At 73.2% G+C, this 26,721-nt stretch carries 28 protein-coding genes; 14 read left to right on the forward strand and 14 right to left on the reverse strand.

Annotation, left to right across the window (positions count from 1 at the left end):
* Nucleotides 1-3: 3 nt before the first annotated feature.
* Nucleotides 4-1,398 (reverse strand): cytochrome P450, encoded by a 1,395-nt coding sequence (locus ACLBYG_RS15285; protein ID WP_331297771.1) that lies wholly within the window; start codon nt 1,396-1,398, stop codon nt 4-6.
* A gap of 121 nt (nt 1,399-1,519) precedes the next feature.
* Between ACLBYG_RS15285 and fumC the strand changes: the two genes are divergently transcribed.
* The 4 genes from fumC to ACLBYG_RS15305 all read left to right on the forward strand — a co-directional run bounded on the left by fumC (nt 1,520) and on the right by ACLBYG_RS15305 (nt 4,260).
* Nucleotides 1,520-2,929: a class II fumarate hydratase gene (gene fumC, locus ACLBYG_RS15290; protein WP_020091298.1), complete on the forward strand. Its 1,410-nt coding sequence runs from the start codon at nt 1,520-1,522 to the stop codon at nt 2,927-2,929.
* Nucleotides 2,930-2,991: 62 nt separating this feature from the next.
* Nucleotides 2,992-3,189: a DUF4169 family protein gene (locus tag ACLBYG_RS15295; protein ID WP_042672647.1), complete on the forward strand. Its 198-nt coding sequence runs from the start codon at nt 2,992-2,994 to the stop codon at nt 3,187-3,189.
* Between the two features lie 137 nt (nt 3,190-3,326).
* A complete protein-coding gene (locus ACLBYG_RS15300; RefSeq protein WP_020091300.1) occupies nt 3,327-3,551 on the forward strand; it encodes a ribbon-helix-helix domain-containing protein in 225 nt (74 codons plus the stop codon).
* Nucleotides 3,552-3,633: 82 nt separating this feature from the next.
* Complete coding sequence (locus ACLBYG_RS15305; RefSeq protein ID WP_020091301.1) at nt 3,634-4,260, forward strand: ParB-like protein; 627 nt, start codon at nt 3,634-3,636, stop codon at nt 4,258-4,260.
* Nucleotides 4,261-4,285: 25 nt separating this feature from the next.
* On the opposite strand, the gene ACLBYG_RS15310 is transcribed toward ACLBYG_RS15305, so the two are convergent.
* Complete coding sequence (locus ACLBYG_RS15310; RefSeq protein ID WP_020091302.1) at nt 4,286-4,702, reverse strand: PRC-barrel domain-containing protein; 417 nt, start codon at nt 4,700-4,702, stop codon at nt 4,286-4,288.
* A 120-nt stretch (nt 4,703-4,822) separates the two neighbouring features.
* On the opposite strand from ACLBYG_RS15310, the gene mepA reads away from it, so the two are divergent.
* Nucleotides 4,823-5,743 (forward strand): penicillin-insensitive murein endopeptidase, encoded by a 921-nt coding sequence (gene mepA, locus ACLBYG_RS15315; RefSeq protein WP_447682000.1) that lies wholly within the window; start codon nt 4,823-4,825, stop codon nt 5,741-5,743.
* A gap of 26 nt (nt 5,744-5,769) precedes the next feature.
* Here mepA and ACLBYG_RS15320 read toward each other — a convergent pair whose 3' ends face one another.
* Nucleotides 5,770-6,423, reverse strand: a complete 654-nt coding sequence (locus tag ACLBYG_RS15320) for a TetR/AcrR family transcriptional regulator (protein ID WP_447682001.1) — start codon at nt 6,421-6,423, stop codon at nt 5,770-5,772.
* A 55-nt stretch (nt 6,424-6,478) separates the two neighbouring features.
* On the opposite strand from ACLBYG_RS15320, the gene ACLBYG_RS15325 reads away from it, so the two are divergent.
* From ACLBYG_RS15325 to ACLBYG_RS15335, 3 genes are all read left to right on the forward strand, one after another.
* Nucleotides 6,479-8,005, forward strand: a complete 1,527-nt coding sequence (locus tag ACLBYG_RS15325) for an FAD-dependent monooxygenase (protein ID WP_447682002.1) — start codon at nt 6,479-6,481, stop codon at nt 8,003-8,005.
* 9 nt (nt 8,006-8,014) lie between these two features.
* On the forward strand, nt 8,015-8,182 hold the full coding sequence (locus tag ACLBYG_RS15330) for a hypothetical protein (protein WP_165923204.1): 168 nt from the start codon (nt 8,015-8,017) through the stop codon (nt 8,180-8,182).
* A gap of 321 nt (nt 8,183-8,503) precedes the next feature.
* Nucleotides 8,504-8,998: a PAS domain-containing protein gene (locus tag ACLBYG_RS15335; protein ID WP_020091307.1), complete on the forward strand. Its 495-nt coding sequence runs from the start codon at nt 8,504-8,506 to the stop codon at nt 8,996-8,998.
* Between the two features lie 29 nt (nt 8,999-9,027).
* On the opposite strand, the gene ACLBYG_RS15340 is transcribed toward ACLBYG_RS15335, so the two are convergent.
* Nucleotides 9,028-9,348, reverse strand: a complete 321-nt coding sequence (locus tag ACLBYG_RS15340; protein WP_020091308.1) for a hypothetical protein — start codon at nt 9,346-9,348, stop codon at nt 9,028-9,030.
* Nucleotides 9,349-9,535: 187 nt separating this feature from the next.
* On the opposite strand from ACLBYG_RS15340, the gene ACLBYG_RS15345 reads away from it, so the two are divergent.
* Nucleotides 9,536-10,213: an HAD family hydrolase gene (locus ACLBYG_RS15345; RefSeq protein ID WP_042673332.1), complete on the forward strand. Its 678-nt coding sequence runs from the start codon at nt 9,536-9,538 to the stop codon at nt 10,211-10,213.
* A 407-nt stretch (nt 10,214-10,620) separates the two neighbouring features.
* Nucleotides 10,621-10,902 (forward strand): hypothetical protein, encoded by a 282-nt coding sequence (locus tag ACLBYG_RS15350; protein WP_042673333.1) that lies wholly within the window; start codon nt 10,621-10,623, stop codon nt 10,900-10,902.
* An 8-nt stretch (nt 10,903-10,910) separates the two neighbouring features.
* On the opposite strand, the gene ACLBYG_RS15355 is transcribed toward ACLBYG_RS15350, so the two are convergent.
* From ACLBYG_RS15355 to argH, 3 genes are all read right to left on the reverse strand, one after another.
* Entirely contained in the window at nt 10,911-11,639 is a 729-nt protein-coding gene (locus tag ACLBYG_RS15355) for a hypothetical protein (RefSeq protein WP_056524404.1), read from the reverse strand.
* Nucleotides 11,640-11,747: 108 nt separating this feature from the next.
* The gene (locus ACLBYG_RS15360; RefSeq protein ID WP_056524407.1) at nt 11,748-12,029 is read right to left on the reverse strand and encodes a hypothetical protein; all 282 of its coding nucleotides are present in this window, start codon (nt 12,027-12,029) and stop codon (nt 11,748-11,750) included.
* Nucleotides 12,030-12,283: 254 nt separating this feature from the next.
* Entirely contained in the window at nt 12,284-13,663 is a 1,380-nt protein-coding gene (gene argH, locus ACLBYG_RS15365; RefSeq protein ID WP_020091313.1) for an argininosuccinate lyase, read from the reverse strand.
* Between the two features lie 42 nt (nt 13,664-13,705).
* Between argH and tlpA the strand changes: the two genes are divergently transcribed.
* The 3 genes from tlpA (at nt 13,706) to ACLBYG_RS15380 (ending at nt 17,539) form a co-directional block, all read left to right on the forward strand.
* Complete coding sequence (gene tlpA, locus ACLBYG_RS15370; RefSeq protein WP_020091314.1) at nt 13,706-14,347, forward strand: thiol:disulfide interchange protein TlpA; 642 nt, start codon at nt 13,706-13,708, stop codon at nt 14,345-14,347.
* A 54-nt stretch (nt 14,348-14,401) separates the two neighbouring features.
* Nucleotides 14,402-15,604 carry a Na+/H+ antiporter NhaA gene (nhaA, locus tag ACLBYG_RS15375; RefSeq protein ID WP_447682003.1) on the forward strand — a complete coding sequence of 401 codons (1,203 nt, stop codon included), beginning with the start codon at nt 14,402-14,404 and terminating at the stop codon, nt 15,602-15,604.
* A 177-nt stretch (nt 15,605-15,781) separates the two neighbouring features.
* Entirely contained in the window at nt 15,782-17,539 is a 1,758-nt protein-coding gene (locus tag ACLBYG_RS15380; protein ID WP_447682033.1) for a carbamoyltransferase family protein, read from the forward strand.
* 55 nt (nt 17,540-17,594) lie between these two features.
* Here ACLBYG_RS15380 and ACLBYG_RS15385 read toward each other — a convergent pair whose 3' ends face one another.
* The 4 genes from ACLBYG_RS15385 to ACLBYG_RS15400 form a co-directional block, all read right to left on the reverse strand.
* The gene (locus tag ACLBYG_RS15385; protein WP_447682004.1) at nt 17,595-17,954 is read right to left on the reverse strand and encodes a hypothetical protein; all 360 of its coding nucleotides are present in this window, start codon (nt 17,952-17,954) and stop codon (nt 17,595-17,597) included.
* 260 nt (nt 17,955-18,214) lie between these two features.
* Nucleotides 18,215-18,892, reverse strand: a complete 678-nt coding sequence (locus tag ACLBYG_RS15390) for a haloacid dehalogenase type II (protein WP_447682005.1) — start codon at nt 18,890-18,892, stop codon at nt 18,215-18,217.
* Between the two features lie 71 nt (nt 18,893-18,963).
* Nucleotides 18,964-20,490, reverse strand: a complete 1,527-nt coding sequence (murJ, locus tag ACLBYG_RS15395) for a murein biosynthesis integral membrane protein MurJ (RefSeq protein ID WP_447682006.1) — start codon at nt 20,488-20,490, stop codon at nt 18,964-18,966.
* Nucleotides 20,491-20,690: 200 nt separating this feature from the next.
* Nucleotides 20,691-21,290 carry a superoxide dismutase gene (locus ACLBYG_RS15400; RefSeq protein WP_447682007.1) on the reverse strand — a complete coding sequence of 200 codons (600 nt, stop codon included), beginning with the start codon at nt 21,288-21,290 and terminating at the stop codon, nt 20,691-20,693.
* Nucleotides 21,291-21,589: 299 nt separating this feature from the next.
* Here ACLBYG_RS15400 and ACLBYG_RS15405 point away from each other — a divergent pair, with 299 nt between their 5' ends.
* Nucleotides 21,590-22,432: a hypothetical protein gene (locus tag ACLBYG_RS15405; RefSeq protein ID WP_447682008.1), complete on the forward strand. Its 843-nt coding sequence runs from the start codon at nt 21,590-21,592 to the stop codon at nt 22,430-22,432.
* 25 nt (nt 22,433-22,457) lie between these two features.
* Here the strand turns inward: ACLBYG_RS15405 and ACLBYG_RS15410 are convergent, their stop codons facing one another.
* The 3 genes from ACLBYG_RS15410 to metK all read right to left on the reverse strand — a co-directional run bounded on the left by ACLBYG_RS15410 (nt 22,458) and on the right by metK (nt 26,576).
* A complete protein-coding gene (locus tag ACLBYG_RS15410; protein ID WP_447682009.1) occupies nt 22,458-24,173 on the reverse strand; it encodes a sensor histidine kinase in 1,716 nt (571 codons plus the stop codon).
* 172 nt (nt 24,174-24,345) lie between these two features.
* On the reverse strand, nt 24,346-25,083 hold the full coding sequence (gene trmB, locus ACLBYG_RS15415) for a tRNA (guanine(46)-N(7))-methyltransferase TrmB (RefSeq protein ID WP_447682010.1): 738 nt from the start codon (nt 25,081-25,083) through the stop codon (nt 24,346-24,348).
* A 314-nt stretch (nt 25,084-25,397) separates the two neighbouring features.
* Nucleotides 25,398-26,576: a methionine adenosyltransferase gene (metK, locus tag ACLBYG_RS15420; protein WP_020091324.1), complete on the reverse strand. Its 1,179-nt coding sequence runs from the start codon at nt 26,574-26,576 to the stop codon at nt 25,398-25,400.
* Nucleotides 26,577-26,721 lie beyond the last annotated feature (145 nt).

Consider the following 26,721-nt stretch of genomic DNA (forward strand, 5'->3'; position numbering starts at 1 on the left):
CGCTCACGCTCGCCGCTCGGCCTCCATGCGCAAGCCGTGCTCCGGCCGGAGCGTCACCCGGTGGAGCGGCGTGACCGGCGGGTGATCCGCCGGCAGCCGGAAGCGCACCGCCCGGACCACGTGGGCCAGCACGATCACCGCCTCCTGGATCGAGAAGCTCTGGCCGATGCAGACCCGCGGCCCCGCCCCGAACGGCAGGTAGGCGAAGCGCGGGATCGCGTCCCGGTTCTCGGGCAGGAACCGCTCCGGCACGAAGGCCTCCGGGTCGTCCCAGAGCAGCTGGTGGCGGTGGAGCACCCAGGGCGCCACCATCACCAGCGAGCCCCGCGGCACCTTGATCCGGCCGAGGCGGTCGTCGCGGACCGCCTGCCGGCTGAGGAACGGCACCGGCGGGAACAGCCGCATCGCCTCCTCGATCACCGCCCGGGTGAAGGGCAGGCGCTCGACGGCGAAATCCCCCGGCCCGGCTGCGTCGACCTCGGCCTCGACCCGCGCCTGCGCGGCGGGATCCTGCGACAGGCAGTAGAGCGCCCAGGTCAGGGAATTGGCCGTGGTCTCGTGGCCGGCGGCGATGAAGGTGACGATGTTGGCCTTCACGGCGAGGTCCGAGAGCCCGTTGCCGGTCTCGGGATCCTGCGCGGCGAGCAGCAGGGTCAGCAGGTCCCGGGGCGCCTCGCCCCCCGCCATCAGCGCCTTGCGCCGGGCGATCAGTTCGTCGACCACCTCGGCGAAGAAGCGCCCCGCCGGGCGCGCCCGCAACCGGCCGATCCGCGGCACGAAGTCGGGCACGCCGAACACGTCGAGGGGGTCGATCGGCCCGACGGCCTCGAGGAAGCGCGTGATCGCGCGGCCCAGCGCGTCGGGATCGCTCGGCAAACCTTGCGTGAAGATCGTCCGCTCCAGCACGTCGAGGGTGACGCGGGTCATCTCCAGGGCGACGTCGACCCGCTTGCCGTCGCGGCGGACGAGGCGGCGGCCGAGCCGCGCCCCGGCGGCGTTCATCGCGTCGGAGAAGCCCTGGACCGTGCGGGCGTTGAAGATCGGCGCCAGCGTCCGGCGCTGGAGCCGCCACTCGTCGCCCTCGGCGCTGAGCAGGCCGTTGCCGAGCCCCGGGGCCAGCACGCGGCGCTGGAGGTCGTCCTTGCGGTAACCGTCGGGGTTCTCGATGAGCAGGTAGCGGATCAGCGCCGGGTCGCTCACCAGGGTGATCCGGCCCATCGCGCCCTCGGCCGCCACGACCGGCAGCTTGAAATGCGCGTCCATCCAGGTGGTGATCGGGTTCTTGCGCGCCGCCCGCAGGAACTCGAACAAGCCGAGCGGCTCCTTCAGCGGCGGCGGCACGACGGGGCGGAACCGGGTGCCGGCCATCGGTTCGGAGAGATCGATCGTGGCGCTCATCGGCTCCTTGTCCGGCGGGAACAGAGCCCCGCCCTTGTCGGCGCGCCGGGAAAACCGGCATCGCGATTCACCCGCGCCTCATTTAAGTAGGCACCGCACTGCACCAGACGTAGAGGCCACGATGTCGCCCACCGAGACCGCCACCCGCACCGAGTCCGACACCTTCGGTCCGATCGAGGTCCCGGCCCACCGCTACTGGGGCGCACAGACGCAGCGCTCGATCCAGAACTTCAAGATCGGCACCGACCGGATGCCGGCGCCGCTCGTCCACGCCCTCGGGGTGGTGAAGCAGGCCGCCGCCCTGGTGAACAAGGATCTCGGCGCCCTCGACCCGAAGCTCGCCGACGCCATCGCGGCCTCGGCCGCCGAGGTCGTGGAGGGCCGCTACGACGACGAGTTTCCGCTCGTCATCTACCAGACCGGCTCGGGCACCCAGTCGAACATGAACGCCAACGAGGTGATTGCCAGCCTCGCCAACGAGCGCCTGGGCGGCCAGCGCGGCGGCAAGTCGCCGGTCCACCCGAACGACCATTGCAACCGCGGCCAGTCCTCCAACGACACCTTCCCCACGGCCATGCACATCGCGGTGGCCCGCGAGATCCAGGGCCGCCTGCTGCCGGCGCTCTCCCACCTCCACGCCGCCCTCGACGCCAAGGCCAAGGCCTTCGACGCGATCGTCAAGATCGGGCGCACCCACCTGCAGGACGCGACCCCGGTCTCGCTCGGCCAGGAATTCTCCGGCTACGTCGCGCAGGTCGCCCTCGGCGGCTCGCGGGTCGCCGCGACCCTGCCGGGTGTGCTGGCGCTCGCGCAGGGCGGCACGGCGGTCGGCACCGGCCTCAACGCCCATCCGGAATTCGCCGAGCGCTTCGCCGCCAAGGTCGCCGAGCTGACCGGCCTGCCCTTCACGTCGGCCGAGAACAAGTTCGAGGCGCTCGCGACCCACGACGCCCTGGTGTTCACGCAGGGCGCCCTCTCGGCGCTCGCCGCCGGCCTGTTCAAGATCGCCCAGGACATCCGCTTCCTCGGCTCGGGCCCGCGCTCCGGCCTCGGCGAGCTGTCGCTCCCCGAGAACGAGCCCGGCTCCTCGATCATGCCCGGCAAGGTCAACCCGACCCAGTGCGAGGCCCTGACGATGGTCTGCGCCCAGGTGATCGGCAACGGCACCACGGTGAGCTTCGCCGGCTCCCAGGGCAATTTCGAGCTCAACGTGTTCAAGCCGGTGATCGCCAACGCGGTGCTGCAGTCGATCCGCCTGCTCGCCGACGCGGCGGTGAGCTTCACCGACAATTGCGTCGTCGGCATCAAGGCCAACGAGGACAAGATCGCCGACCTGATGAGCCGGTCGCTCATGCTGGTCACCGCGCTCGCCCCCTCGATCGGCTACGACAAGGCCGCCGAGATTGCCAAGACCGCGCACAAGAACGGCACGACCCTCAAGGAGGAGGCCCTGCGCCTCGGCTACGTGACCGAGGCGGAGTTCGAGCGCGTGGTCCGGCCGGAGACCATGCTGGCCCCCAGCGCCGACTAGTTTCTTGGGTATTTGGCCGGCGCGGGTGTCCTGCGCCGGCCGCCATTGCCGGGAGGCGATCCATGGCCGAGATCATCAACCTGCGTCAGGTCCGCAAGGCGAAGGCCCGCGCCGAGGCCGACACGAAGGCCGAGGCCAACCGCATCGCCTTCGGGCAGCCGAAGAAGGCCAGGACCCTCCAGCAGCGCCGCAAGGCCCTGGAGACCGAGCGGCACGAGGGCCACCGCCTGGAGCGGGGCGAGCCCGATCCGGCAGACTGAGAGCAGATCCGGATGCAGCAGCCCCACCGTCCTTGCGAGCGGAGCGAAGCGATCCATTCGCGCCACGCCGACCAGGGTCGCGCTGCCCTGGATCGCTTCGCTCCGCTCGCGAGGACGGGACGCGCAGCCGCCTCGCCATGAGCCCGGGCATCACCAAGCGCTCCGTGATGATCGCCGGCCACCGGACCAGCGTGTCCCTGGAGGACCCGTTCTGGGCGGCCCTGCGGGCGATCGCGGAGGCGCGGGGCCAGTCTGTCCAGGCCCTCATCGGGCACATCGACGCCGGCCGCGACGGCCAGAACCTGTCCTCGGCGATCCGCGTGTTCGTGCTGGAGGCCGTCCGCGCGATGCCGGAAACGTGAGCGCCGCACGCCCTGGCCGCTCACCCGATCCTGAATAGGTGTCTGACGATCGCGTGACAAATCCACGCACGAAGGAGACCCCATGGCCAGTAGAGAGCCGCTGCTCAAGACCATCCCGATCGCGGAGCTGCGCCCGACGCAGATGACCGTGGGCTACCGGGAAGTGGCGGAGAAGCGGCGGCGCTGGCGGGAGTACGACGGCGAGAAGAAGAAGGAATTCCTCGGCGCCCACATGATTCCGACGCTGCTCGGGCCAAAGAAGCGCCACTACATCATCGATCACCACCACCTCTCCCGCGCCCTGCACGAGGAGGGCGTCGAGAACGTGCTCGTCACCGTGGTGGCCGACCTGCACTACCTCGACAAGGACGCGTTCTGGACGGTCTGCGACCACAAATCCTGGACCCACCCCTACGACGCCGACGGCGTGCGCCAACACTTCGACGACATCCCGAAATCCGTCGACGCCCTGGTGGACGACCCCTATCGCAGCCTCGCCGGCGAGCTGCGCCGGGCCGGCGGCTTCGCGAAGGACACGACGCCGTTCAGCGAGTTCCTCTGGGCCGACTTCCTGCGGCGGAACATCAAGGAGAAGCGGATCGAGAACGACTTCTCCTCCGCCCTGGAGCGGGCGATGTCGCTGGCCAAGTCCAAGGACGCCGACTACCTGCCCGGCTGGTGCGGGCCTGTCACGCGCCACGTCCGCTGAGACCCGCAGACGGTCGCGGCGCCGCCTAGATGCCCCAGTAGGGCGCCGCGTCGTAGTAGCGGTGGATCTGCTCCTCCCAGGCGCCGTCCGCGGCCGGATCGGTGCCCTCGGGGGTGCGGGCCGGGGCGGCGCGCAGCTGCGCCTCGGTGATGTCGACCACGTAGGCGTCCTGCTGCGGCTCGAACCGCAGCACCGACCAGGGCAGCGTGTAGAAGTCCTCGCCGAGGCCCAGGAACCCGCCGAAGCTCATCACCGCGTAGGCGACCCGGCCCGAGACCTTGTCGAGCATCAGCCGCTCGATCCGTCCGACCCGTGTCCCGTCGGGCCGTCGGACATCCGTCCCGATGACCCGATCGCTGGCGATCAGGCGGCGGGGCTCCCGGCCGGCCGGGTTCGCCGTGCCGGGCTGACCGGTGTCCGTTCCCGTTCCCGTGGCCGTCATCGCCGCCTCCCGACCGTTTCCGCGCGACGCGCGCCGTCTGCCCGAAAAACGCCCCGCCCCTGGGCCACGTTCCGGCGGGCGCCCGCGCCCGCCCTCTCCAGCCGGACGAACAGCCCCCGCATGCCGATGCCGCGTTTCGCCCCGAGCCTCGCGCTCGCCGCCCTGCTCCTGCCCGCCGCCGCGCAGGCCCAGGATCGCGGCAGCGTCAATCCGAAGCCGCTGCCGCCCCTGGAGCATCCGGACGCGCCCTCGACGCCCGCCAAGGCGCTGTTCGGGCGGGTCACCAAGGCGTCCTCCGGTCCGGCCCACATCTACGGCTTCTACGCCAAGGGCTGCTTCGCCGGCGGCGAGGCGCTGCCGCTCGACGGGCCGAACTGGCAGGTCATGCGCCCGTCCCGCAACCGGATGTGGGGCACGCCCTACCTCGTCGACTTCATCGAGCGGCTGTCGCAGAAGGCCGCCCGGGTCGGCTGGCCCGGCCTCCTCGTGGGCGACATGGCCCAGCCCCGCGGCGGCCCGATGATCACCGGCCACGCCTCGCACCAGATCGGCATCGACGCCGACGTCTGGCTGACGCCGATGCCCGACCACCGCATGAGCCGGGCGGAGCGCGAGGAGACCTCGGCCACCGACATGGTCCGCCGCGACCGCCTCGACATCGATCCCCAGGTCTGGACGCCCACGCACCTGCAGCTGATCAAGATCACCGCCGAGCAGCCGGAGGTGGAGCGCATCTTCGTCAACGCGGCGATCAAGAAGGCCCTCTGCCGCGACGCCGCGGGCAGCCGCTGGATGTCCAAGGTCCGCCCGATGTACGGGCACAATTACCACTACCATATCCGGCTTTCCTGCCCGGCCGGCCAGGAGGATTGCCAGCCCCAGGGCGCGCCGCCGCCGGGCGACGGCTGCGACGACCTCAGCTACTGGTTCTCGGACGCGGTGCTCCACCCGAAGCCCCCGAAGACGCCGCCGAAGGCCAAGCCCGCCATGACCATGGCGGCGCTGCCCGCCGCCTGCCGGGCGGTGCTGAAGGCACCGTAGGCCGGGACCCCGGGGATGGTCGCCGCTCAGGGCGCGGCCGCCTCCGCGTAGGGCGTGCCGGCCAGCGCCGCCGCGAGGCCGGCCGTCCCCCGGTCGATGACCGCCAGGAAGGCGGCATTCGCCGCCTCCGTCCGCCGCGTCGCCCGGAAGGTCCGGTGCGCCCGGAGGAAGGCCACGCTCCAGGTCGCCAGCAGCAGGCCGGCCGCCAGGTCGGCGTCGGGATCCTCAGGCCCGCGCCCGACGGATTCGGCGAGCGCGACCCGCACCACGCCCGCGAGTTCGTCCCGGATCGCCCGGGCCCGGGCCTTGAGCGTCTCGCTCCCGGCCGCCGTCGCGACGAAGGCGCCGCTGCGCGCCGAGAATTCCACGACCGGGTTCCGGCCCGTCACCAGCCGGTGCGCCAGCTGGCGGAGCGTCTCGACCGGCGCGACCCGGGGATCGCGCTGCCGCAGGGTCTCGCGCAGGAGTGCGCGCCCCTCCTCGTCGCGGTCGTAGAACATGTCCTCCTTGCGGGGAAAATGGTTGAACACGGTCATCCGGCCGACATCCGCCGCCGCCGCGATCTCATCCACCGTCACGGCGTCGAAGCCGCGCTCCAGGAACAGCCGCGTGGCGACGTCGGAGATGGCCTGCCGGGTGGCGAGGCGCTTGCGGGACCGGCGGTCGGGAGGCGTTGACATGCGCCGCCTCATACCACATCCATTCACGGACTGAGTATAGAAATGGATTAAGTCCATGGATGAGCCTGTCGACGTCGTCGTGGTTGGAGCCGGGCCGGTCGGGCTCCTCACCGCCATCGAGCTGACCCTCGGGGGCGCGCGCGTCCGGGTGCTGGAGCGCCTCACCGAGCCGAGCACCGCCATCAAGGCGCTGGGGCTCGGCCCCCTGGGCGTCGAGGCGCTGCAGCGGCGGGGGATGGGCGCGGCGATCGAGGCCGCCGAGGCGCGGAGCCTCGCGGCGATGGGCCGCTTGCCGGGTCAGGTCGGCGGCGGCCCGCGCGGGGCGCAGTTCAGCGGCCATTTCGGCTTCCTGTTCATCCGCCGCGGCCCGCAGGCGGAGCCGGACCGGCGCATGCGCGCGGTCGATCAGCAGAGCCTCGAAGCCATGCTGCTCGACCGCGCCGCGGCGCTCGGGATCGACCTGCGCCGCGGCTGCACGCTCACGGGCTTCACGGAGTCGGCCGACGGGGTCGAGGTGGCCTGGACCGCGCCGGCGGGCGACGCGCGCGTCCGCTGCGCCTATCTCGTCGGCTGCGACGGTGGCCGCAGCGCGGTCCGCAAGATGGCCGGCTTCGCCTTCCCCGGCACGCCGCCGACGCTCACCATGTACCAGGCGATCGCCGATCTCGACGATCCCGCCGGCACGCTGCCGGTCGGCTGGCACCGCGGGCCGGGGGGCGTCTACGGCCACGGGCCGTTCCCGCGCCGCCTGTTCATGCTGGATTTCAGCGGCCCGCCGGCCGACCGGCAGGCGCCCGTCACGCGCGACGAGATCGAGACCGCGCTGCGCCGGGTCAGCGGCACGGACGTCCGCGTCGCCCGGGTCGCGGTCGCGAACCGGTGGGCCGACAACACGCGCCTCGTCGACACCTACCGCCGGGGCCGCGTGCTGCTCGCCGGCGACGCGGCGCATGTCCACGCGCCCTTCGGCGGCCAGGGCCTGAGCCTCGGCCTGGGCGACGCCGCCAATCTCGGCTGGAAGCTCGCCGCCGTTCTGCGCGGGGAGATGCCCGAGAGCCTGCTCGACACCTACACGGCCGAGCGGCGCCCGGTGGCCGAGGCCGTCACGGCCAACACCCGCGCCCAGGCGGCGATCTTGCGGCCCGATCCGCAATCGGGCGCGCTGCGCGACCTGATGGCGCGGCTCCTGGAGAGCGACGAGGTCAGCCGGATCCTCGGCGGCCTGATGCGCGGCCTGGGCGCCCGGTACGATCTCGGCTGGGCCGAGGACGCGGTCGGCCGGATGGCCGGCGACGGGCCGCTCGGCGCCGGCGGCGCGACGCTCTACGGCGCGATGCAGGACGGCCGGGGCCTCCTCGTCGACGGCAGCGCCGACGGCGCCGCCTCCCGGATGGTCGCCGCGGCGACGGGCCGGGTGACCTGCGTGGCGGTCCCGGACGGGCCCTCGACGCTGGTCCGCCCCGACGGCTGCATCGCCTGGACGGGCGCGGCAACCGCCCTCGACGGCCTGCGGGAGGCGGTGGGCCGCTGGTTCGGCCCGTCACCGGCCGGGCCGCTCGGCGCGCCGGCTCCGATGTGCTAACCGCCCCGGATGCCCCGCTGGCTCTTCATCCTCCTCGCGACCGCCCTCGCCCTCTCGGTCCTCGGCAGCGTCCTGATCGTGCTGCGCAGCCCGAACAGCACGCCGCCCCTGCGGGGCGGCGCCGCCGGCGCCCCGGCGCCGGGCCCGCAGACGCGGCCCGACAGCCGGAGCCCGTGAGGCTCGGGCGGCGCCGCCGGTTCCCGCCGGGCCGCAACAGCCGGCCGGGTTCTCGACCGGGTTCTCGACCGGGTTCTTGGCCCGGTTCTTGGCCGGGGCCTGCTGGTGGCAGGCCCCCGCGAAGCGGTGCGCCAGCGGCCCGCCTCCCGGTCTCGGGCGCCGCCCGATACGGGAAGGCGGGGACCGCCGGACGACGTTCGGCGCCCGCCCTCCGCGAACCGAGCCGCGGGAGACTGGACCGCGCGGGCAAATTCCGGCTTGGTGCCCCGACGACGCGGGTCGGACGGCCGCCCTGCGCAGCGCTGTGAGGGGCTGATCCGGATGGAGACGGGCGGGACCGCCACGAGCCACGTGCCGGACGACCTCAAGGCGGAGGCGCACCGGGGCGATCCCTTCGCGGCCGCCGTGCGGGCGACCCGGATGCCGATGATCATCACCGATCCGGCCCAGCACGATAACCCGATCGTCTTCGTGAACGACGCCTTCCTGAAGCTGACCGGCTACACCCGGATGGAGGTGGTCGGCCGCAATTGCCGCTTCCTGCAGGGGCCCGACACCGAGGCGGCGGCCGTCGACCGCCTCCGCGCGGCCGTCCGGCGGGAGGAGGATATCCGGGTCGACCTCCTCAACTACCGCAGGGACGGCTCGACCTTCCAGAACGCCCTCTACGTCGGCCCGGTGCGGGACGAGGCGGGACGGGTGGTCTACTTCTTCGCCTCGCAGCTCGACGTCAGCGAGCACTACGCGCTGACCGCCGAGATCGAGCGGCTGAAGGCCGCCCTGGCCGAGGCCGAGGCCAAGCTCGCCGCCCGCTAGGCCGCCCGGAGGATCAGGGCTTCGTCGGATCAGGGCTTCGTCAGGAACCCGATCGGCTCGCGGCCCGGCTGGCCGAGCCAGAGCAGCACCGCGCCGAGGCCGAGGCCGATCAGGGAGGCCGGCGCCAGGGTGAGCGGCAGGCCCAGGATGTGCCAGAGCCAGGGCGCCGCCCCCTCCACGCTGCCCTGCAGGGCGCTGGCCTTGTCCTTGAACAGGGTGGCGATCACGTCGGAGAGCGGCGTCACCCGCAGCCCGTTGTTGGCGATGGAGCGGGCGCCGTCGTAGACCAGCGCGACGAAGCCGCCGGCCATCAGCAGGAAGCCCAGGACGCGGGCCAGGAAGCGGAACATCGCGGGGCCTTCTGAGCCTTGCCTTACGGGCCGTGGGTGCCGGATCGGCGCGCCCGCCCCGGGAGTATGGGGCCGCGCCGCAAGGTGCAAGCGCCCGGGGCGAGCGTCGATCCGCGCGGTTGCGGGGCCCTCGGGCCCGTGCCACAGGGTCGCCCGGCGGCGGCGGGCCGTGCGGGAACGGTCGACCTTGGACGCGCGCGCGACGAATCTCGGCCTCGTGATCTTCGATTGCGACGGCGTCCTGGTGGACAGCGAGCCCCTGAGCCTCGCCTGCCTGACGGCCGGGCTCAACCGGATCGGCGTGGACATCGACTTCGCCACCGTGCGGGCGCGCTTCACCGGCACCGCGATGCCCTCGATCATGGCGCATATCGCGAGCGACTACGGCGTCACCGCCCCGGCCGGCTTCGTCGAGGCGGTGAAGGCCGAGACCCTCGCGCTGTTCGACGCGGAGCTGCGGGCGATGCGCGGCGTCGCCGAGGCGGTCGCCGCCGTGGGCCTGCCGGTCTGCGTCGCGTCGAGCAGCGACCCGGTGCGGCTGCGCCACTCCCTGACGCTGACCGGGCTGCTCCCCCTGTTCGGCGACCGCGTCTTCTCCTCGGCGCAGGTGGCGCGGGGCAAGCCCTTCCCCGACCTGTTCCTGTTCGCCGCCGAGCGGATGGGCGTCGCTCCGGCGGCCTGCCTCGTGATCGAGGACAGCGTTCCCGGGGTCACGGCGGCCCGGAGCGCCGGCATGCGGGTCGCGGGCTTCACCGGCGGCGGCCACTGGGGTCACGACCCGGCGGGCGCCGGGCTCGCGGAGGCCGGCGCGGCCCGGATCTTCTCGGACTTCTCCGACCTCGCCGCGGTGATCGCCGCGGCCTGAACGATCCGCCTCCCGGACGCGCGCCCGGGACCGGCTTCCTGCCAGGCCGGCCCTCGAAATCGGAAGTCCGTTCCGTTGACGGTGCGCCGTGCCGCGCCCATCTTCAGGGGTGCCGGCCCGGCCGCGCACCTCGGGTGCGCGACAGGGCCGGCCGCGGTCCTTTGAGAAGCGTAGCTTGCGCCGCGTGATCAAACGCTAAAGCACTGCGCCGGCCCCGCGCCGCGCGGTCCTTCAGTCTGGAGGACGTCCGATGGTCACTCGCACATCGTCCCTTCGATACCCGCTCCCGATCGCCCCCTGCTGCCCCGCCGCCCGCCGGCGCTGTCGACGCTGAGCCCCGTCGATCCTCCGCAGCAGCCAACGCGATCCGGCACGGCGACCGGCCGGCCCAGGGAGTTCCCGATCCGATGCACAGCCTCGCAGAGTACAAACCCGAAGACCGTCCCGACCTCGCGGACCCGGCCCTCGGCCCGAGCGAACCCGCCCGGGTGATCGAGATCGGTGAGGTCACCGCCGGGATCGCCGTCCCCGAGGGGCGCGGCGTCCGCTTCTTCTCGTCCGCGCGCGATTTCGACGGGCTCGACGGCGCCGTGTTCCGCACGGCCGAGCAGGCCGCGCGCGCGGCTCGCGCGCGCATGAGCGCCCGGTCCCCCGACCGGTCGCACCGGCCCGCGCTGCGGCGGGCCTGACCCGCCCGCTACTTGCTGCACTCGTCCCGGGTGCGCTTCATGGCCTCCGCGAATCCGCCGAGCGCGTACTCGTCGCTCGTCGGGTTCCCGCGCATCGACGTGGCCTTGATGATGATCTTCGGGTTGCGGGCGCTCATCTCGGAGACGACCCGCGCCTCCTCGGCGGGGTTCTGCAGCCAGGCATTGCCGTCCTTGACCACGAGGCCGTAGCGGCTGGCGCCGAGGTTGAGGCTCGGGTCGGTCGGCGCGGCCGCGGAGCCGGGCTTGACCTGGGAGGCCGCGGGCTTCGACGGGAAGCCCAGCATCACCGCCACCTCGTTCTGGATGTTCTCGCCCTTGCGCACGCTCACGAACAGGTAGGCGGTGTCGCGCTTCAGGGTCTTGGGCGAGCGCGTCTGCGGCTGCGCGATCGCGTAGCAGAGCTTGTTGCGGCCGTCGCCGTTCACGAACACGTTCCAGTCGCCGAAGATCGCCACCGGGGTGGCCTGCTGCATCCCCGGCGGGGTCGCGGTCTTCTTCTCGGCGCGCTTGCTCCGCTCGCGACCGTGCCGCCGCCCGCGCCGCGACGGGGCCGCGTCGCCACCGCCGGCGTCCGGGGCCGCCGCCGCGTCCTGGGCGTGGGCCGCCGTCGCGACCAGGCAGGTCCCGCCGAGCACACCTCCGACGAGGCCGGTAACCAGCCCGGAGGCGAGCAGGGCGAGAGCTCCGACCGGGAGCGAGCGGGGGACGCGGACCATCTTCACTTCCTGACGACGGGCGGCTCCGTCAGGAGCCGGACCGGGGTTCGGGATTAGTGAAGCTTGCGTAAAACGTCGGCAAGATGGCGAGGCGGGATCCGTCGACAATCAGACGGCGCGGGCTTCCGTCGCCCGGGCCGCGATGACGACGGCCGGGACCGGCAGCGCCTCGACCGCCGGGCCGGCGGGCACCGCGATCGCGTTCGGCCGGACCGGCGGAGCGGCCTTGCGGGGCGGATCGTTGTAGGGGGTGTTGTAGCCCTTGCGCACGGCGGCCCAGTAGGACTCGCGCGTCAGGCCCGAACCGGTCAGGGCGGCGTCGATCATCGCCGTGGCGTGCGCCGCGAAATCCGGCACCTCCTCCGTGTTCAGCCAACTCTCGACAGGCATCCTGCGAACTCCGATCCAGACGGCGAAGCTTGTAGCTGAGCGGACTTAGCCAGACGGTGAACGCGCGGGCGGGCCGAGGGTTGCAATGCACAATTTTGAACGGTCCTGTGGATGAGCGGGGGCCCGTTACCCGATCCGAGGCGACCGGGGGGGCCACCCCACGGTCGGAGCGGCGGGCCGCAGGCCCCCGGCAACCCTCGGGGGCTAGCGGCGCGAAGCGCCAGCCGGCGCCGGTCGCCGTCGGCCGCGGCGGCTCAGCCCAGCCGCTCGATCCAGGCCTGCGCCTGGCGCCGGACGTTGTCGGGCGCGGTGCCGCCGTAGCTGGTGCGGCTCGCCACCGAGTTCTCGACGCCCAGCACCGCGTAGACCGCCTCGGTGATCCGCGGCTCCGCCTCCTGCATCTCGGGCAGCGACAGCGCCTCGAGGCCGACGCCCTTGGCGGAGGCCGCGCCGACGAGGCGGCCGGTGACGTGGTGCGCCTGCCGGAACGGCAGCCCGAGCTCGCGCACCAGCCAGTCGGCGAGGTCGGTGGCGGTGGCGTAGCCGGAGCCGGCGGCGCGGCCGAGCACTTCGGCGTTGGGCTCTAGGTCCTTCACCATGCCGGTCATGGCGGCGAGGCACAGGGACAGGGCCTGGAGGGCGTCGAAGGTGCCCTCCTTGTCCTCCTGCATGTCCTTCGAGTAGGCGAGCGGCAGGCCCTTCATGACGATGAGCAGGCCGGTCAGCGCGCCGATGATCCGGCCGCTCTTCGCGCGCACCAGCTCGGCGGCGTCGGGGTTGCGCTTCTGCGGCATGATCGACGAGCCGGTCGTGAACCCGTCCGACAGCCGCACGAAGTTGAACTGGGCCGAGGTCCAGACCACCAGCTCCTCGGCGAAGCGCGACAGGTGCACGGCGCAGATCGAGGCCGCCGCCAGCGCCTCCAGGGCGAAGTCGCGGTCGGCGACCGAGTCGAGGGAGTTGGCGGTCGGCCGGTCGAAGCCGAGGGCCGCCGCGGTGGCGTGCCGGTCGATCGGGAAGGAGGTGCCGGCGAGCGCGGCGGCGCCGAGCGGGCACTCGTTGAGCCGCGCCCGGGCGTCGCGGAACCGGCCCCGGTCGCGGGCCAGCATCTCGACATAGGCGAGGCAGTGATGGCCGAAGGTCACCGGCTGGGCCGACTGGAGATGGGTGAAGCCCGGCATCACGGTGCCGGCGTGCTTCAGCGCCGCCTGGCTGAGGGCGCGCTGCAGGTCGGCGGCCTGCTGGTCGAGGGAATCGAGGGTGTCGCGCACCCAGAGCTTCATGTCGGTGGCGACCTGGTCGTTGCGCGAGCGCGCCGTGTGCAGGCGCCCGGCGGCCGGGCCGACGATCTCGGTCAGCCGGCTCTCCACCGACATGTGGATGTCCTCGAGCTCGCGCTTGAACGCGAAGGTGCCGCCCTCGATCTCGTCGCGCACGGACTTGAGCCCGGCCTCGATCGCGGCCACATCCTCCGCCGGCAGGATGCCGGCTTGGCCCAGCATCGCCACATGCGCCAGCGAGCCGCGGATATCCTGGGGCGCGAGGCGCTTGTCGAATCCGATGGAGGCGTTGATCTCCTCCATGATCTCCGCCGGGCCGCTCGCGAAGCGGCCGCCCCACATCCGGTTGCTCATGTCGATCCTTCCGCGCCCTGACCGTCCCGAGGCCCGAGCCTGATGCCCGGCCGCACGCCCATCCTGGCCGGCGCGGGCGTCGCCGCGCTCGCCGTCCTCGGCCTCGCCCTATACGGGAGCGGTCTCCTGCCCGGCAACACGGGCGGCGCCCTTCAGCCCTGCGCCGCCGCCAAGCCGGCGCTCGCCCGGGTCGATGCGGCCGCGAAGGGCGAGGTCGCCGCCATGCAGGCCCCGCCGCAGGCCCGGCCCGCGCCGGACATCCGGTTCAAGGGGCCGGACGGCGCCGAGACCGGCCTCGCCGACCTCAGGGGCCGGCTGCTCCTCGTGAATCTCTGGGCGACGTGGTGCGCGCCCTGCAAGGCCGAGATGCCGGCCCTCGACCGGCTCCAGGCGCAGCTCGGCGGCCCCGATTTCCAGGTCGTCGCGATCAACGTCGACACGCGCAACCTCGAGAAGCCGTCGGAATGGCTGAAGCAGGCGGGCATCCACGACCTCGCCTTCTACGCCGATCCCGGCGGCCGCGTGCTGCCGATCCTCCAGCGCGACACGCAGTCGCCCGGCCTGCCGACCACGATGCTGGTCGACGCGCAGGGCTGCACGATCGGGGTGATGAAGGGGCCGGCCGCGTGGTCGAGCGCGGACGGGCTGGCTCTGATCCGCGCGGCGCTGGGGCGGACGTCGTAACGGTCGCGGCCGCGCGGTTGCGCGCGTCTCCGATGCGCGGCAAGGCGTGTCGCGATGACCTCGCCCGCCCCTGACCGCGCCCCTCCGAGGCGGAGGCCCCGCCCCCTCTCGATCATCCGCACGCTGCTCGCCGGCGAGGCGGCGGGCGGGCTGATCCTGATGGCGGCGGCGGCCCTGGCGCTGGTCGTCGCCAACGGGCCGCTCGCGCACACCTACGCGCACGCCCTCCACGCCGAACTCGGCCCGATGAGCGTGCAGCACTGGATCAACGACGGCCTGATGGCCGGGTTCTTCCTGCTGGTCGGCCTGGAGATCAAGCGCGAGGCGCTCGACGGGCGGCTGCGGACCTGGCCCGACCGGGTCCTGCCGGGCTTCGCGGCGCTCGGCGGCATGGCGGTCCCGGCCGCATTCTACGCGCTCACCAATCTCGGGGCCGGCACCCTGCGGGGCTGGGCGATCCCGGCCGCCACCGACATCGCCTTCGCGCTGGGCGTCCTCGCGCTCCTCGGGTCGCGGGTGCCGGTCTCCCTCAAGATCTTCCTCAGCGCGGTCGCCATCGTCGACGACCTCGGCGCCGTGGTGGTGATCGCGCTGTTCTACAGCTCCGGCCTCGACCTCACCATGCTGGCGCTCGCCGCCCTGGTGCTGGCCGCCCTCTACGGCCTCAACCGGGCGGGGATCGGGTGGCTCCCGGCCTACGGGCTCCTCGGCCTCGTGCTGTGGGTCCTCGTGCTGCGCTCCGGGATCCACGCGACGATCGCGGGGGTGCTGCTCGCGCTCACGATCCCGATCCGGGTCAGCCCGGGCCGGCCGGAGGACGCGCACTCGCCCCTGCACCGGCTGGAGCACGCCCTCGCCCCCTGGATCACCTACGGGGTGGTGCCGGTCTTCGGCTTCGCCAATGCCGGCGTCGACCTCTCCGGCCTCACCCCCGAGGCCCTGCTCCAGCCGGTGACGCTCGGCATCGCGGCGGGCCTGTTCCTCGGCAAGCAGGCCGGCGTGTTCGCGAGCCTGCGGCTGGCCGTGGCGCTGGGATGGGCCAAGCGCCCGGCCGGGGCCGGCTGGGGGCAGGTCTACGGGGTCGCGGTCCTGTGCGGCATCGGCTTCACCATGAGCCTGTTCATCGGCGGCCTCGCCTTCCCGGACCCGCAGCACGAGACCGCCGTGAAGCTCGGCGTGCTCGCGGGCTCGGCCCTGTCGGGAGTCGCCGGCGCGGCGATCCTCCTCGTCGCGAAGCGCCGCGTCGCCCCGCACTAGCGGGCGGCGCGCTTCGTCATTGCGAGCGCAGCGAAGCAACCCAGTGCAGCGGAACATCGGGAAGCGTGGCGCCGTCTAGATTGCTTCGCTCCGCTCGCAATGACGGCGGCGCAAGGACGGCACCTCTTCCACGTGCCGGGCTCCGTCCGGCGCGAAAATGCGCTACCCCCCGTGGGCATGCGCTTCTATCTCGGCCTCGCCACCACCTTCCACGACCCGGCCCTCGCCCTGGTCGGGCCCGACGGCACCCTGCTCTTCGCCGAGGCGGCGGAGCGCGCCCTGCAGTACAAGCGCGCGCCGAACTGCGAGCCGGACGCCCCGTCGCAGATGGCCGCACTGCTGAAGGCGCACGTCCCGCCGGGCTCGGAACTCGTCGTCGCCTCGACCTGGGGCCCGCAATTCACCGACTTCCTGCGCGGCCAGGCCGGTGCCGGGGCCTTCGACCTGATGGCGCTCGCCGCCCACACCACGGCGCTCAACCGCTCCTTCGTGCCCGAGCAGGCCGAGCGGGTGTTCATCGCCGACCTCCACGGCGCCCAGGAGCGGGCCGGCCACGGCACCCTGCTGGCCCTGAACCAGGAGGCGCGGATCAGCGGCGCGGCGCCCCGGGCGACGATCGCCGGGCAGCGGCGCTACCCGCACCACCTGTGCCACGCCGCCTACGGCCTCTGGGGCAGCCCCTTCGAGACGGCCACCGCCCTGGTGGTCGACGGCATGGGCGAGACCGGTGCGGCGGCGATCTACCGCCTGGAGGGCGGCCGGATCACGGAGTTGCGCCGCCACCGCGGGCGCGGCTCGCTGGGCTTCCTGTACGGACTGATCACCGACCTCGCCGGCTTCGATCAGGTGAAGGGCGAGGAGTGGAAGATCATGGGGCTCGCCCCCTACGGCCGGCCCGACCCGGACCTCGCCGCCCTGCTCGGCCGGCTCTGCACGGTCGAGGGCCACCGCCTGCGCTACGCCGACGCGGAGACGATCCGGGCGGTCGCTGCGGAGATCCGCGCCCGCCGTCCGGCCGATGCCCTGGAGAACGGCTGGCCCGACCTCGCCCGCTGCGGCCAGGACCTGTTCGCGACGCTGATGGACGCGCTGGTGGCGGAGGCCCACGCGCTGGCGCCGTCCGAGAACCTCGTGATCGCCGGCGGCTGCGGGCTGAACTCCTCCTACAACGGCCGGGTGCTCGGCCGGTCCGGCTTCACCCGGCTGCACGTGCCCTCGGCCCCGGCGGACGACGGCAACGCGGTCGGCGCGGCGTGGCTCGCCTACGCGGAGGACCATCCGGACTGGGCCGGTCCGCCGCCCGCCGCCCGGCCGCTCACGCCCTATCTCGGCTCGCGGGTCTCCACGGCGCCGATGGAGCGGCTCGCCGAGCAGGAGCCCCGGGCCCGGCGCGTCGGCCACGCGGAGGCGACCCGCGCGGCGGCGCGGATCCTGGCCGAGGGCGGCCTCGTCGGCTGGGTGCAGGGCCGGGCGGAGTTCGGGCCCCGGGCGCTCGGCAACCGGTCGATCCTGGCCGATCCGCGGCCGGAGGGCGCCAAGGACGCGCTCAACGCCAAGGTGAAGTACCGGGAGGCGTTCCGGCCGTTCGCGCCGTCGATCCTGGCGGAGGCCGGGCCGGACTGGTTCGAGGATTACGCCGACAGCCCCTACATGGAGCGGACCCTGGTCTGGCGCGAGGCGGTCCGCGCCCGCGTCCCGGCGGTGGTGCACGAAGACGGCACCGGCCGGCTCCAGAGCGTCACGGCGGCGCGCAACCCGGCCTACGCGGCCCTGATCGGCGCCTTCGCGGAGATCACCGGCGTGCCGATCCTGCTCAACACGAGCTTCAACGTGATGGGCAAGCCGATCCTCCACGGCGCGGAGGACGCGATCCTGATGTTCTATACCACCGGCCTCGACGCCCTCGTGGTCGAGGACTGGCTGGTCGTGAAATGAGACGCGCCGCGCCCCCCGGGGGACGCGGCGCCGGTCCGATAACCGCGGACGCGATTTACTCGCAGACCTCGACGCGGCGGTAGGTGAACTCGCCGTCGCCGAGCCACTCCTTGCGGCGCTCGTAGTGGCAGATCGGGCCGCGGCGCTCGCGCACCACGATGGTCTCGGGCTCCTCGACCACGACCCGGCGCGGGCGGTACTCCGGCGGCGGCGGCGGGGGCGGCGGGTTCGCGCCGTTGACGAGGGCGCTGCCGACCATGCCGCCGACGACGCCGGCCGCGAGGCCGCCGACGATGGCGCCGGTCTGGTCGCGGGCGGTGGCCGGGGCGACCGCCCCGAGCACCAGGGTGACCGCGAGGGCTGCGGCCCCAGCGCGGATCGTCGTGAAGGAACCGTTCAAGGACACGCGAAACATCTCCCGTTCGTGTTGAGGATGATCCAACACCGGGAGGATTAAGAATCCGCGAAGTGGGCCAATTGAATTGTGTGCCGGATAAGGCGGCCCGCAGTCGCTCCGGTCTGAGGCGAGGCGCTGCCGTCCTCGCGAGCGCAGCGAAGCAACTCCAGGGCAGCGCGCTTTGCCCGGAAGTAGCCGTGTCCCTGGATTGCTTCGCTGCGCTCGCAAGGACGGAATGGGCACTTCCCGCGCCGGACGCGGCTGCCGCAGATCCCCCCTCAGAGCAGCCCGTCGAGAGATCCCACCACCGTCGTGGGCGCCAGATCCGCGTACTCGTCGGGCAGGCCCCTGCGGTTGACCCAGGCGGTCCGGAACCCGAAGGCCCCCGCCCCCGCCACGTCCCAGCGGTTCGACGAGCAGAACAGCACGTCGCCCTGCCCCACCGCCAGCCGGGTCAGGGCGATCCGGTAGGCGTCGGGATGGGTCTTGAACACCTGCGCGTCGTCCACCGAGAGGACCGCGTCGAGGTGGTCGGCCAGTCCCGCGGAGGCCACCGCCCGGTCGACCATGGCGGCGTTGCCGTTGGTGAGGACGGCGGTGCGGATGCCGCGCTTGCGCAGGGCCGCCAGCACGCCCGGGACCTCCGGGTAGGCCTCGAGGTCCCGGTAGGCGTCGAGGAGCCGCTCGCGCAGGCCGGGATCGACGTTCGGGTGGACTGCCAGGGCGTAGTCGAGGGCCCGCACGGTGAGGTCCCAGAAGGCGGCGTAATGGCCCATGAGCGACAGGGTCCAGCTGTACTCGAGCTGCTTGTTGCGCCAGACCTCGGAGAGGTGGGCGGCGTCCGGCCCCACCGCCTCGGCGTAGCGCTGGACCGCGGCGTTCACGTCGAACAGCGTGCCGTAGGCGTCGAACACCGCGGCCTTCACGCCCGCGAGGGGATTCGGTGCGTCGGTCATGGCGGTCCTCACTGGGTGCTCTCGCCCGATCTGGGGCCGGACCCGCGCGGCGGCGAGCCCGGCCGGGTCACTCAAGCCCGGCGCAGGCGCAGGCCGAACAGGTGCAGCAGGCCCGCCAGCAGGCCGCCGTAGACCAGGGCTCCGGCGAGCCCCAGCACCGCCAGGACGACGAGGTCGCGCCCGTGCGGCAGGGCCGGCACCAGCGCCTGGACGAGCCCCTGCCCGTAGACGGCGACCGCCGCGAGCCCCAGGCAGGCCAGCGCCACACCGGCGACGGTGAGGCCGAGCGTGCGCCCCGGCGCCGTCCAGTCCCGGCGCTTGGCCAGGACGAGCAGCAGCAGCAGGTTCACCCACTGGGCGACCGCGGTGGCGAGCGCGAGGCCGGTGACGCCGTAGGGGCCGGTGAGCCACAGCTTCAGGGCGACGTTGACGCCGATCGCGGTCAGGGAGGCCCAGAGCGGCGTCTTCGTGTCCTGGCGGGCGTAGAAGCTCGCCACGGCGCTGCGCACCAGCACGACGGCCGGCAGCGCGAGGCCGTAGGCCGCCAGCACCGAGGCCGCCCGCGCCGCGTCCTCGGCGCTGAAGGCGCCGCGCTGGAACAGCGCCGCCATGATCAGGCCCGGGATGGTCAGGAACGCCACGGTGAACGGCGCCGAGAGGGCCAGGGAGAAGCCCGCGGCCCGGTTCTGGGCCGCGTGGGCTCCGGCCACGTCGCCGGCCGCGATCCGGCGGCTCATCTCCGGCAGCAGTACGGTGCCGGCCGCGATGGCGATGACCCCGAAGGGCAGCTGGTAGAGCCGGTCGGCGTAGTAGAGCGCCGAGACCGCCCCGGTGGGCAGCCAGCTCGCGATGATCGTGTCGGCGAAGGTGGCGATCTGGAAGCCGGCCGCGCCGATCACCGCGGGCCCGAGCACCGTGAAGAAGCGCTTCAGCGCTGGATCGAGGCGCGGCACCGCGAGGTCCGGCATCACGCGGACGCGGCGGCAGCCCCACCACAGCAGCCCGAACTGGAGCACCCCCGAGACGGCGACGCCCCAGGCGGCGGCGTAGGCCGCGTTCGGGAACAGGAAGCTCAACCCCAGGGCCGCCAGCATGGCGAGGTTGAGCAGGACCGGGGCGCCCGCCGCCACGGCGAAGTGCCGGTGGGCGTTCAGGATGCCCGACAGCAGCGTCACCAGCGTCATGAACAGCAGGTACGGGAAGGTGATGCGGGTCAGCGCCACGGCGAGCTGGAAGCGCTCGCCGTCCTCGGCGAAGCCCGGCGCCAGGGCGTGGACCACCCAGGGCATGGCCGGCAGGGCGAGATTGAGCAGCACGAGCTGCACGATCAGCATCAGGGTGAAGACGCGGTCAGCGAAGCGGTGGGCTTCCCCGGGCACGCCGGATTCCGCGAGCCCGGCATAGGCCGGCACGAAGGCGGTGTTGAACGCGCCCTCGCCGAAGATCGCGCGGAAATGGTTCGGGAGCCGGAAGGCGACCACGAAGGCGTCCGCCAGCGGCCCGGCGCCCATCACGGCGGCCATGACCACGTCGCGGGCGAAGCCGGTGACGCGGGAGACCAGGGTCCAGCCGCCGACCGACAGGATCGAGCGGATCATGGGTTGGGGCGCTCGCCCACCACCTCCCCCCGCAACGGGGGCGGGCGGGAGCACGGTCGAAGCGTCGCGCGTGTCGATCGAGAGGAAATGGCCGGCCCCATCTGCACCGGGTCAGCCGGCGTCGCGCGCATCAAGAGCCGGTTTCGTGCGCCACCTCAAGGGTGCCGCGGACACAGGATCCGCGGCACCGGCGATACGCCTCAGCGGGTCGCCTCGGTGTACATCTTCTCCACGTGCTCCCAGTTCACGAGGTTCTCGATGAACGCCTTCAGGTAGTCGGGACGGCGGTTGCGGTAGTCGATGTAGTAGGAGTGCTCCCACACGTCGACGCCGAGGATCGGCTTGGCGCCGTGGACCAGCGGGTTCTCGCCGTTCGGGGTCTTCATGATCGCGAGCTTGCCGTCCTTGACGGCGAGCCACGCCCAGCCCGAGCCGAACTGGCCGACGCCCGCCTGGATGAAGTCCGCCTTGAACTTCTCGGCGCCGCCGAGATCCTCGTCGATCTTCTTGGCCAGCGCGCCCGGGATCGCGCCGCCGCCGTTCGGCTTCATCCACTGCCAGAAGTGGATGTGGTTGTAGTGCTGGCCGGCGTTGTTGAAGAGCGGCTGATTCGTGTTGTAGGCGGCCTTGACGATCTCCTCGACGCTCTTGCCCTGGAGATCCGTACCCTCAAGCAGCTTGTTGCCCGTGTCGACGTAGGCCTTGTGGTGCTTGTCGTGGTGGAACTCGAGGGTCTCCTTCGACATGTACGGCCCCAGCGCGTCGTAGGCGTAGGGCAGTTCCGGCAGGGTGAAGGTCATCGCGTCTATCTCCGCTAAGCAGGGGGCGGCCTCGTCCCCGGCGGGGGCTCCCGAGTCGAGAGCCCGCTAGGTAAGTCGGTGGCCGCGGGACGGCAACGCCGTTCCGCCACGGCGGCGCGGGAAGTTCCGCAGATCGCCGGCACGCGGCGGCTCGGCCGACCCGGAGATAGCCGGCGCAGATCCGGACTATTCCGGTTTCCCCGGCATCTCGGTCCCGAGTTTTGCAATATGACGGCTAGGCCTTACTGTGCGGCACGCCTTGAGCGCCGGCCGTCAGCCGGCCCGTGTCAGAGAGTAACATGATCGCTGCGCTGTTCGCGCTCGCCGCCGCCATGATCATCGGGGGCTGCGCCGCCGTGATCCAGGGCTTCCCGTACGTGCGTCTGGAGAGCGGGCTCGCGATGGTGATCGCGGGGTCGGTCGCGGCCTCGTCGGGCGCGGTGCTGCTCGGCCTCGGCGTCGTGGCGCTCGGGTTCCGGCGGGTGGAGCGCGCGCTCGGGCGCGCCCCGGCGGCCGGCGCGCGGCCGGCCCCCGCCGCAGCGCCGGCACCGGCGCCCGTCGACGAGGGTCGGACCCGGCTGCCGCCGGTCCTGCCGGCGGCGCCCGCCTTCATCGTGCCGTCGGTGGTCGAGCCGGCCTTCGATCCCGAGCGTCCCCGGATCGAGCCGAGCCTGGAGCTCCGGGCCGACGAGGCCCGCGCCCCCTTCTCGGAACCCGGCGCGGTCGAAGCGCCGAAGCCGGTTCCGGCCGAGCCGGCGCACGCGGTCCCGCCCGTCCTCGTCCCGGAGGCGGACCGCCGCCCCGAGCCGGACACGCCGACCGAGCGCGCGATCGCGCCCGAGGACGACCTGTTCGCCGCCCCCGAGCCGCCGCCGCGGGAAGAGCCCGAGAAGGCAGCCGCGGAGGAGCCGCCGGCCCTGCGCCCGAGCCTCGACACGCCCGCCGAGCCCGAGCCGGACCCGCCGGCCACCCCGCGCACCGTGGTGGGGCGCTACGCCTCCGGCGGCAACACCTACGTGATGTTCGAGGACGGCTCGATCGAGGCGGAGACGCCGCAGGGCCGCTTCACCTTCGCGTCCCTCGACGAGCTGAAGGCCTTCGTGGACGGCGGCGGCGAGTCCGGGACCCGCGGCGCGGCCTGAACCCGCCCCGAGGGCGGCAGCGGCGTCACACCAGCGGGTTGAGGCTGTCGTTGCGCGGCGGGATCGGGGCCCGCATGGTCAGGGAGAAACCCCCGGGGGCGTAGTCGGTGGTCACCTCGGCCTGGACCTGGGTGATCAGGACCCGCTGCAGCAGGCGCGAGCCGAAGCCCTGGCGGCTCGGCGGTGAGACCGGCGGCCCGCCGGTCTCGCGCCAGGAGAACCGCAGGATCCCGGCCGGGCCGCCGGGCTCCAGGGACCATTCCACAGCCACCCGGCCGGTGCGGTTCGACAGGGCCCCGTACTTCGCCGCGTTGGTGGTCAGCTCGTGGATCGCCATGCCGATCGGCACCGCGATCTCGGAGGGCAGGTCGATCGCCGGCCCGTCGAGGCTGATGCGCCCCTCGGCGGCGCCGTCCGGGGCCACCTCCGCGTAGGGCTTCAGCTCATTGCGCAGGAGATTGGCGATCGACGCCGTCTGCCACGTGTCCTCGGTGAGCACCGAGTGCGTGTGCGCCAGGGATTTGATCCGCCCCACGAAGGCCTCGTAGAAGCTCTCGATGCTGGACGCCGTCCGCGCGGTGGAGCCCACGATGGCCTGGACGGTGGCCAGCGTGTTCTTCACCCGGTGGTGCAGCTCGCGGATCAGCAGGCTCTGGCGCTCCTCCGCGACCCGGCGGTCGGTCACGTCCGCGACGACGCCGATCAGGCGGCGCGGCAGGCGGCCGGGGGCGTCGCGCTCGAACCGGCCGGCCATGTCGATCGTGCGCCACACGCCGTCGGACTTGCGCCGGATCCGGCCGCTGATGTGCAGGTCCCCGTCCTCGCGCAGCGCCTTGGAGATCGCCCGCCGGACCGCGGGGCGGTCGTCCGGGTGGAGGATGTCGTTGAGAAACTCGGTCTTGCCGATCGTCCCGTCCTCGGGCGCGTGCCCGAAGATCTCGTACATGTGCTCGTTCTCCCAGATCGCCTGGTCCTCGAGCATGTGCCACTCGAAGATGCCGAGCCGGGCGACCGTGGTGGCGACCCGCAGGCGCTGGTCGCGGGACAGGATCTCGTCCCGGGCCTCGACCCGCGTGGTGATGTCCTGGAGGACGCCGACCATGCCGATCGGCGCGCCGTCGGGGCCCGGCACGGCCTGCCCCCGCACCCGCAGGATCACGGTCCGCCCTGCCACCGTCGTGGCCGTGTCGAACTGGTAGGGCTCGTCGGTTCCGTCCGCCTCGGCGATCAGCGCGCTCAGGCGCGCGAGCTCCGCCGGCGACAGGCCGGTCTTCAGCTCCTCCCACGAGACGGAGCGGCCCGGCGGGCGCCCGAGGATGCGGGCGGCGCGGCGCGACAGGGTGAGGAGGCCGGTCGCGCGGTCCCAGCGCCATTCCCCGAGCCCGGCGGCCGCGAGGGCCTCGCGGTTCGCCTCGGAATGGGCCGCCGCGTCCACGTCGACCGTCTCGACCGCCAGGGTCCGGCCCGCGCGCCGGACCCGCACGTCGAGGGGCGTGCCGTCCGCCCGGCGCCAGACCTGGAGACCGTCCCGGAGCCCCTCCGGCCCCTCGCCCAGGAGTTCGGCGGCCGCGCGCCCGGGCAGGGTGCCGGGCGGCCAGCCGGCGAGATCGTGCAGGGCCCGGTTGGCGGCGACGATCCCCGCCTCGTCCGCCGACAGCACGGCGAGGCCGATCGCGGCCTCGTCGAAGCCGGCGCGCAACGGGTCCTCCGCCGTCGGGTCCTGACCCACCCTCTCATTCACTCGGAAGAATCCTCGAACGCGCCGTGGCGCGCTCCCGCCGGAGATGAGCCCCCTCCCGCCACGATCCCGGACCGCGGCGGGCCCTGAGGATGGCGCCCGAGCGTGACTGTGGCAAGGCGTTCCGCTCCGCCTGCGGCGACCGGGCACCCGCGCGACCCGACCGCGGGGGCTCTCAGCGGGGGCGGCGGGCGAATTCCAGATAGGTGGGCCGGCGGCCCGCTGCCAGCGCCTTGGCCTCGTAGCGCGTGCCGGGCCAGCCCGGGAACGGCCGCGTCCAGTCCCGCGCGTCCCGCGCCGTCCAGGCGAGGACCGGGCACCGCGCGGCCCGGACGAGCGTCCAGCCGGCATAGTCGTCGATGTCGCTGGCGAAGCGGAACAGGCCGCCGTCCTTCAGGACCCGGCCGATCTCGGCGAGCGACGCGTCGGAGACGAACCGGCGCTTGCGCTGCCGCCGCTTGGGCCAGGGATCGGGATAGAGCAGGTAGACCCGGTCGAGGCAGGCATCCGGCAGGCGCGCCAGCAGGGCGGTCACGTCCTCGTCGCGGATGCGGACGTTGCGCAGCGCCCGCGCCTCGATCGCCGCCAGCAGCTTGACCACGCCGTTGACGAAGGGCTCGGCGCCGATGATGCCGACGGCCGGATGCGCGGCCGCCTGGGCGGCGAGGTGCTCGCCGCCGCCGAAGCCGATCTCCAGCCACAGCGCCTCCGGCGGCGCCGGCATGGCGGGGAACAGCGCGCGCGGATCGAGGATCCCGTCGCCCGGCGGCAGGTCGACCCGCAGGCTCGGCAGCAGCTCGGCGAGCCGGCGCTCCTGCTGCCCGCGCAGGCGCTTGCCCTTGCGGCGCCCGAAGAAGGCGCGCTCCGGCTCCTCGACCGGGTGGTCGGAGCGTCCAGGGGCGTCGGTGTCCACCGGCTCAGTCTACCTCGGAGATGGGACGCGTCCCAGGTCACGACCGGAGACGGGGCGCGTCGGTGGGATGCCGTCCGGGACACCGCGCCCGGCACGCCGCGACGCGGCACGATCGGGTGGCGCGGCACCCGCGCGGTCGCCCGGCGCCGAACGCACCGCGCCGCCAGCGCCCGATCGGGAACGCGGGCCGCGGGACCGCGGAGCATCCGGGACCGGGCGGCGCTCGAAGCACCGCCCGCACCGCATTCACGTCGCCCCGGCGCGCCGCCGATCTCCGGCCCGCGCGTCGGCCCGGGGCCGAGCGGAAGCCGCCCTCAGGCCAGCGCCGACTTCAGCTTGCCGGCGAGGTCGGTGCGCTCCCACGAGAAGCCGCCGTCGGCCTCGGGGGCGCGGCCGAAATGGCCGTAGGCCGAGGTGCGCGCGTAGATCGGCTTGTTCAGGCTGAGCGCCGTGCGGATGCCGCGGGGCGACAGGTCCATGGCGTCCATCAGCACGGCCTCGAGCTTGGCCTCGTCGACCGTGCCGGTGCCGTGCAGGTCCACGTAGATCGAGAGCGGCTTCGACACGCCGATGGCGTAGGCGAGCTGGATCGTGGCGCGGCTGGCGAGGCCCGCGGCCACCACGTTCTTGGCGAGGTAGCGCGCCGCGTAGGCCGCCGAGCGGTCGACCTTCGTCGGGTCCTTGCCGGAGAACGCGCCGCCGCCGTGCGGGGCCGCGCCGCCGTAGGTGTCGACGATGATCTTGCGGCCGGTGAGGCCGGCGTCGCCGTCCGGGCCGCCGATCACGAACTTGCCGGTCGGGTTCACGTGCCAGACCGTGCCCTCGTTGACCCAGCCCTGCGGCAGCGCCTTCAGGATGTAGGGCTCGACGATGGCGCGGACGTCCGCGGAATCGAGGGACTCGTCGAGGTGCTGGGTCGACAGCACGATCTGGGTCACCTCGACCGGGCGGCCGTTCTCGTAGCGGACCGTGACCTGGCTCTTGGCGTCGGGGCCGAGCTTGGCGGCGTCGCCCTGCTTCGCCTTGCGGGCGTCGGCGAGGTCCTTGAGGATCTTGTGGGCGTAGAAGATCGGCGCCGGCATCAGCTCGGGCGTCTCGTCGGCGGCGTAGCCGAACATGATGCCCTGGTCGCCCGCGCCCTCGTCCTTGTTGCCGGCCGCGTCCACGCCCTGGGCGATGTCGGCCGACTGGGCGTGCAGGTGGATCGCGACGTCGTTGTTCTTCCAGTGGAAGCCCGACTGCTCGTAGCCGATGTCCTTCACGGCCTCGCGGGTCAGGGCCTCGAGGTCCTTGAAGGTCACCGAATCGGGTCCGCGCACCTCGCCGGCGATGACGATGCGGTTGGTCGTGGCGAGTGTCTCGACGCCGAGCCGCGCCTCCGGCATCGCCGCGAGGTAGGCGTCGACCACGGTGTCCGAGATCCTGTCGCAGACCTTGTCGGGGTGTCCCTCGGACACGGACTCGCTGGTGAACAGGTAGTTGGAACGCGGCATCGGACGGCCTCGGCTGCAGAGGTACGCCGTCGCGATCGCGGCGTTTGACCCTTCATGGGGCCGGGGTTCTCGCACCCGGCCGGGGGCCGGTCAAGATGGAGGAACGAACGGATCCGCTATACCGGACGAAGCGACCGGAAAAACG

The organism is Methylobacterium sp. D53M, from assembly GCF_053345625.1.